The organism is Paenibacillus sp. sgz302115 (genome assembly GCF_056120445.1).
Genome location: NZ_JBVYOK010000020.1, coordinates 92,315 through 100,097 on the forward strand (window position 1 = coordinate 92,315; position 7,783 = coordinate 100,097).

The window sequence follows — 7,783 nt, forward strand, 5'->3', positions numbered from 1 at the left end:
AAAGCCCGGCAATCTATAAAAATATGAAAAGCAGCGACCCTCCAATAACGGGAGGACCGCTGCTTTGCTGACTTTTTGCGATTTTTCAGACTGCAGAAGGGCTGTATCTGTGTGTAGATACCTTAATGATCTGCAGGCTGCGCTCCGTTCGTTTCTTCAACAGGCGGTTGGGACGGCAGCACATCGGCGTTCTCGGAGGTAATGTTCTGAATCACCGCTCCGCTGAACAAGGAGGCGATTTCGGATGCGCTGAGCGCACGGCTGTAGATAATGAAATCATCGACCGCACCGTTCAGGTTGGGATCGCCATATTGGGATTTGCCAATATAGTTCTGAGTCGTATTGCCAAGACTTGCGGGCTTCAGCGTCATGCTGGTATTGACGGCAACCTGCACGCCATCAACATACAGGCGGCCGGTCGTGCCCGACAGCGTCACAGCTACATGCTTCCATTGCCCTACAGCAAGCGGAGCAGATGCCGTGAGCTGCTCTTCGGCACCATTGCCTCCGGTTGTAATGGCAAAGCGCATGCCTCCTCCCCCGATTTGAGGAGCCAAGAACATATTAGTCGTCGTATCGGTGCCAAAATCAAAGATTCTCGCCCAGTCGCTATTGGCTGTAATACGTACCCAGGCCGAGATCGTAAAGTCATTGAGCTGACTGACAACTCCGGCAGGCAGAGTGGCGTAACCGCTGGCGCCGCTGAGGCTCAGCGCATTGCCTGCTCCGGTGCGGCCGGCAACCCAGGAAGTCGTTCCCGTCAGCGTTGCATTGTTTCCGCCGTAGGAGGAATCCGTAACCGTTGTTCCCGAGGACTGGTTCATGTTGTATTTGACGATGATGTTTGACACTGGGGTAACCGTTCCCTGCTCAATCTTCACATCATAGCTTGCAGCCGTACCAATATTCAGGCTGGCTGTTGCCGTTTGGCCGGCTGCAGCCGTGAAGCTGCCGGAGGCCACATTGTTGATGGTTACATTATAGGTTCCGGCGGCAAGCCCGTTAAATGCCACCTTTGTGGTGTGGACTGTTCCCGGCGTTACGTTGCTGAGCGTGAAGCTGACAGCGTTCTTCGCTTTGGCGACCGTCGCCAGGCTGTATCTGTCGCGTTCCAGGGTCATGCCCCATTTTTCCGAAATCAGATTCAGACGCTGAAACACTCCGTCTTTAGGAATGACAATATAATTGCTGCCGCTGTCGGTTACTTCGCAGCCATAGCCGTAGAGGCCGAAGATCGGGTCAACAGCCACATCGGAGCTTAGAAGCTTGATTGCGCCGAACAAACCGAGATCCGCTTCACCGGACATTCCCCGCCAGCCGTTGAACAATGGGCCGCCGTCAAGGCCGAGCGCACCATAGTTGCCTTTCATGGCTTGATACGTCCAGGACACAGCCCCGATATCCGCCGGATCGCTGCTGATCTGGCCGGAGTTGATGGCATTCAGATTGGCAAGCTTGGCTGCGTAGCTGAGCCGCTGCTCAACCTCTGGAGCCGAGGAATTGTTGCGCACCCAATCATCCATTGCTGTACCGGCCAGAGATGCCGTGTACTGGAATTGCCACCAGGGCTCCCCGTTGATGGTCACCGGATCGGTATAGAAATACCAGACAGGCATTTTTCCACGGACGGCGCGGGTTTTGGTATTGATTTTACTCTTGATGCTGGTGTTGTTCTTCATCTTGGCGAGCATATAAACGGCTTCTTCGCCCGTATTGTCATAGTTGTACTCCGAGCCGTACGGATAAGTTGTACCCGCAAAATTGTTGTATTTGGTGTTCATTTTCGCGATGATGTCGTTAGCTTGGGTGTTATAGCCTTCATCCTGTAAAGCTTTGATAATATCCGGCGTGGTCATCTCTCCCATCAGACCGGTGTTCCAGTTGTAGGCGACTGGCCCGTCATAGAGCGCTTTCATAATGTTGTAGGCCCGCAGCAGGTAAGTGGTTCTCGGTTCTTTGTAGGTGATCAGGCCGGGGTAAAGCTTGGAAATCTTATACATGCTGAAATAGGTGTTGTAAATATGCGGGTAGGCATAACCCCGGTAGGTCGGGGTAGTGTTCGGCGGCGCCATGAGGAAGTCGGGCACCAGATAATCGGTATGATGGTCAGCCATCAGATTCTTCCAAATCGCTGTATCCAGATACTGATCCAGAGCGGTGATTTCCGAGGCAATTGGCTTCTGGACGTTTTTCTCGGCGAGGAACTGTGCGTGCGTATAGCCCCAATCGTCGCCCCAGCCCCAGTACCCGGCAAAGTTGTTGCGTTTCGAATTCGTCTGCATCATCCAGTCGTCGAACACCTTATCCCGGATATCTCCCGGCACGTTCCACTGCTGATTGTTCACCATGAAGGTCGCATGACGCTGAAGTGCCGCATCCACCGCTTCGATGGCGTAGAACTGCAGGGTTGTCTTTTCCCCGCTGCCGTAATTGACAGTGATGTTGTTCTGGCCCAGGTGATTCATCTGCAGCGAATACAGCTTGTGGTCGCCGGATGTTGTGCCGAGCGAGGTAACGGTTGTTTCAGACGGATATTGTGCGGTTACGGAAGTGATCGTTTTGGAGGTGCGGAGATCGAATTTGGCGGTCTGGTTGGTTGGCACAATCATGCCGGGAACTACGGTGGTGTCAATCAGCCCTTCGGAATACAGCCGATCCTTGGTGGCCTGCTCGCTGGCCGATTTGAAAAATTTGAAGGCATAGGTCTTGCTTGCTCCCGGCGCCAGTGTCAGGCTGCTGTTTGGCAAGTAGCCTCTGCCGGTGCTTTTGATTACATTGGAGTGGATGTAATAGACCGAGAGGCCTTCCACCCAGCCTCCCTGATCGCCCGCCCATTTACTGCCGGGATGATCCTCGATGCGCCAGTTGTCCATATACTCAAAGCCGGCTCCGGTTGTGGCATCCGGTACTAGCAGCAGGGACGGACCGATGCCGCTTGGCCGCTGTGCAGTGACATAAGAGCTGTTATTGCCAATGAAGGATTGCGTAACCACCCGTGTCTCATAAATCTGCTCATTGCTTCCTCCAGTCCAGAATTCATTGAAAGGAAGCGGCAGGCCAAAATCGCCGATCTCCAGTGTCTGCGAGCTGGTGTTGGTCACTTGAATCTGCCAGAGCAAATAATCGTTTACAAGAGAATAGCTTTCATTCACCCGGAAATTACGGATTCCTTCGGCATTGCTGGAATTTTGATAGACGATGTTGACTGAGTTGCCGGATTGGCTTTGCGTGCGGGCATCGGCTGACTTGCTGGTCCAGGCTTTGGTCCAGGAGCCGTTATTCAGCCGGTAGGTGAACATCAGCTCGCCAAGCCATTGATGATCTGCTGTGTTCTGGTTGGGGGCATTGCTTGCATTCATAACATAGTTGGTGGGGAAATTGTCTCCGGTCAGCTTCAGGCTGGATATGTCGCCATTTGATCCGGTGCTGACCTGAAAGGTGCTGTTTGACAAATCATATGCAAAAGCAGGTTGGGCAAACCATAGAAAACTTAAGGCTGCAGCAATGAAGACTACACTCAAAGATGTCCTTTTCACGAATGGGACTTGAATCTTCTCCAGCATAGATTGAACCTCCTTGGAAATCGGAATGTACAGTACGTTTCCTCTTCCTCTACTTTGCTCGAAGCCTTCTATGAATCTAGCTGCTACTCCTCCTCTCCTGGTATTTTTGCCCTAAATTGCGATATTTCAAAAATATAGCAATTCATCTACAATAATACATGCTATGCCGTAAAAGAAAATCATAAATTCCAACCTTATTTTTAATCATTTCAACCTACTAAGTAGAAATGGCTAAAAAAATGATATAGTCTGTCGCCTAACCGCCTCCCGCTGAATACATTTGAAATATAAGATGCTTCAGGAGAGGATGTTGGCTGTGCAAGCTGTTCCTCATGATCACGTTCAAGGATGGATCGCCTACACGTCGGACTTCGGCGGAACCTTCGACATTTGGCTGTACCGGCCGCGGGACGGTTATAATTTTCAGCTTACACAGGCACTTGGCGCGGAGTTTTCCGTTCCCTACTGGTCCCCGGACAACAGGAAAATTGCTTTCATCGGCACTCGCAATGTGGTCTATCTGATGGATACCGTCACGTTCACCGTTGCCCGGATTGACCAAATCGAACTTTACACGCTGCTGGACTGGTCCCCGGACAGCCGGTTTCTTGTGTATGTAAAAAATGGACGAATCGTCATTTATGACACCTTCTCACATATCAGCTATGTCATCTCGGAACCGGGCGCCAGCGATGCCCAATGCTTCCCTTCGGGTACAGAGCTTCTGTTCGCGGCTGCGGATTCCACCGGTAACACCCAGCTCTTCCGCATCAAGACCGATGGTACAGACCGGAGACAAATCACGCACAATACGGATGGGCCGCTCCACAACGTTCGCCTTTCCCCGGACGGCACCTTCGCGCTTTATACGTTCCCCGGTGCCAGCATCTCCATCATAAGGGCGGTGGATCTGGCGACCGGCACCATCTACACGCTGGAAAGCGGACCGCTCGCGAAAAACTATTTTCCGTCATGGTCCCCGGATTCCCGCAGCATTGCCTATAGCGCAACCGACTATAAGACGCCAAATTATTATTCTCTCATTCAAACCGACAGCCGTACCGCTCAAAATCAAAGAACGCACGCGGTCTCCGACTGTTTCTCCACTCCCGTCACCTGGTCGCCGGACGGTGGCAAAATTGCGTATTTATCGGGATGCGCAGGTGCAGAAAACGCAAGTCAGCTATGGATCGCCGATATCAGGAAGAAGTTGCCGGTAAATGTCCTCAGCGGTGGCCGGATTACCGCCCTGCAGTGGTCTCCTAAATAACAAAAAAGGTGGATAACGATGACGGAAATACAACTAGCTGCTGTGGGAGACCTTATGGTCAAGCGGTATATTATTTCAGATGCCAAACAATCCGGCGGAACCTATTCGTTCCACCCCCTGTTCGCCAAAGTGGCTCCTTATCTGCGACAGGCGGATTTGACGATTGGAAATCTCGAAACCACCTTTGCCGGAAACGGGCGGGAATGCCGGAAAAGTCCAAGGTCTGGCGGCCCGATCTTCAAATGCCCGGACGAACTGGCCCCTGCGCTGAAGGAAGCCGGATTCGACGTATTGGTCACTGCGAACAACCACTGCATGGATTATGGTGCCCCGGGTCTGATTCGGACGCTGCAAGTACTGGACCGTAATGGAATCAGCCACACCGGTACATCCAGAACGTTACAGGAATCTCAGAAAGCACTGATCAAAAATGTAAAAGGGATTACGCTCGGAATTCTCTCCTATACGTCAGGAACCAACAGGATTCCCGTACCGGCGAACCGGCCATGGCTGGTCAACCGGATCAAAACCGGCAAAATCCTTCGGGAGATTCGGGCTTTGAAAAAGAAAGCCGATCTGGTGTTGGTATATGCACATTTCGGAAACGAATACCGGTACACTCCAAATAAATTTCAAAAGCAGCTGGTTAACCTCTTTTTTAAAAATGGCGCCAACATCATCCTGGGCTCTCACCCGCATGTTCTTCAACCGCTGGAGGTCCGGGGAAAGAAACAATTCGTTATTTATTCGCTCGGTAATTTTGTCTCGACGAAACTAAAAAATAATCCTCATACACAAAACGGAATCATCCTGACTCTGAAAATCAAAAAGGATCAAAAGGGAAACACCAGTATAACCAACATCGACTACATCCCGACTCACGTAGAGCGAAGAATGGCAAACGGCCGCGGAATTACAGAGATCATCCCCATCCATGATGCGCTAAAGAGGAGCGGCTCTGACTTAAAAACAGGGCGGCGAATTCATCTGAACCGGATGCTGAAGCATACGACGGCGATTTTGAAGAGGGGGTAGGGCCGGATACGATAGTTCAATAAGACAATGCAACTGATCCGGCGACGCAATACACCCCAATATCTAGCCCAGCGTGCTCGGATCATGCTGGAATCCGTTGAAGGGGTCAGTAACAGTGAACTAAGCAGGCGACTTCCTCTGGATCGTTCACAAGTTACGCTATGGCTGGAACGCTAGTAGATCGTTAGACTCTAAATATTGGAGTTCAAACTATTCTCCACCGAACGGATTAGGGCGTGGAGATCATGCTGCAGGCGTATCAGGCCCCGCGAACAGTATCATCTTCTGATCGAAAGAGTCTGTCCGTTTGTAACGGACCGAACAGCTCTTATTTCTACTGGAAGTCATTTTTCCGTAAGTGAACGGACTCCAGAGCCTTTAGGGGCGGACATTCACCTCAAATATACCTGCCGAAGAGGTAATAAGCGCTTTACGGTCCGTCCCTCGTATTTAAGGGGTATTCTCACGAATACTCACTCATTCGCAGGATTTCATCGCAATGAAGCGGTGGAGAAGGTTAGTTTGGGGTGGAGAGGGAGCCGCCAGAATGCTAGCGGGCATGCAGGAACAGAAGCAACGCATGACGTGCTTTTGGATCCTCGATTTCCTGCACACTCCACATGGCCCACGGGGGTTCACCCTCCCAGATCTCAACGGGTCTATGCCCTTACATTCCTTCGTTACACCTGTCCATGGCGTGGAGACCGATAGCGTTAAGTAAACGGGTCAATGCCCTTCCGGACCGCACATTCGGTTCTCTTATGCACGTAATGCTGTACAATCCTGTGAATAAGTCAATTCTCGTGGTTCGGGTTTACGCAGCAACTGGGGCTGGAGAGGCACTGCGGTACGTTTCCCCACGGCGCTGCACCATGCCGATCAGGATACGAGCCAACTTGCCAATCAGTTTAAAAAGTGAAGCTTGTTTCTTCATGCCCCGCGCCTGGTTGTGCGTATGCCACCTCTTGAAATCGGGGTTTTGCCGCACCAGACTCAGCATCCCCCAGTATAAGTGTTTGCGGAGCGTACTGTCGCCTCGTTTGGAGAGCTTGATTTGCCCTTTGAATTTGCCGGAGGTGCATTCGGCCAGATTCAGGCCGGCTCGTCGCAACAATTGCCTGCCATGTGCATAGTGGCGCAGGTCGCCTGCTAAACCCAGAATGGCTGCCAGCGTGATGTTCCCAAGCCCACAAATGCTCCGCAACTGCTCGGCCAAAGGGATCTCCGCCAAGATCGATTGGATGGCCTCATCCATTTCGCTGAGCATAGTGACTACATGCTCGTAGGTTTGAAGCAGGCGGCGAATGTCTTGCCGCGCTTCTTCCGTTGCCCCCGTATCGCCAATACTGCGCGTTGCTGCTGCCAGCAAGGCCTCCGCCTTCGCTCTGCCGCTGACGCCGGAGGCACGTCTCATCCCTTGCTTGCGCCAATGGTCAATGACTTCGTCGATGCTCAGTCTCTTTACATCGCATGGCATAGGGCAAGCGTGGAGCGACGCTAGCGACCGGAGCACCGTCCAGTCCGGAAAAACTTGGCGAAATTCCGGGAAGTAAAGGTCGATCCAGCGGACGATCCGGTTGCCCAGGCTTGTCGATTGCTTTACCCAATACTCTCTGTCGCTCATGAGCGTCTTTAGCCGCTCAAATGCGGGTGCCTGAGTAACGTAGTCAGTATAATAACCACGGCTCACGACGTCCGCAATGACAAGCGCATCCTTGGGGTCGTTCTTGGATGGACTGTTGTCCCGGTTTTCCTTGTTGCGGTGGGTCGTCACCGGATTCACCAACACGACCTCGATCCCTTGCTGAAGCAGCCAATTCGCGAGGTTAAACCAGTAATGACCGGTGGGCTCCAGGCCGATGAGAAGGGACGTCAGTCCATACTTCATTTGAGCTTCGTTTACCCAGCGCAAAAG

General features: G+C 52.0%; 4 protein-coding genes. 2 read left to right on the forward strand and 2 right to left on the reverse strand.

Annotation, left to right across the window (positions count from 1 at the left end):
- Positions 1–122: 122 nt before the first annotated feature.
- Positions 123–3,563 (reverse strand): DUF5695 domain-containing protein, encoded by a 3,441-nt coding sequence (locus AC0LWN_RS26545; RefSeq protein WP_474670720.1) that lies wholly within the window; start codon positions 3,561–3,563, stop codon positions 123–125.
- Between the two features lie 316 nt (positions 3,564–3,879).
- On the opposite strand from AC0LWN_RS26545, the gene AC0LWN_RS26550 reads away from it, so the two are divergent.
- A complete protein-coding gene (locus tag AC0LWN_RS26550; RefSeq protein WP_474670722.1) occupies positions 3,880–4,833 on the forward strand; it encodes a hypothetical protein in 954 nt (317 codons plus the stop codon).
- Between the two features lie 18 nt (positions 4,834–4,851).
- Positions 4,852–5,868 carry a CapA family protein gene (locus AC0LWN_RS26555; RefSeq protein WP_474670724.1) on the forward strand — a complete coding sequence of 339 codons (1,017 nt, stop codon included), beginning with the start codon at positions 4,852–4,854 and terminating at the stop codon, positions 5,866–5,868.
- 814 nt (positions 5,869–6,682) lie between these two features.
- Here the strand turns inward: AC0LWN_RS26555 and AC0LWN_RS26560 are convergent.
- Positions 6,683–7,783 (reverse strand): IS110 family RNA-guided transposase (locus AC0LWN_RS26560; protein WP_474670726.1); only part of this gene is annotated, 1,101 nt, incomplete at its 5' end.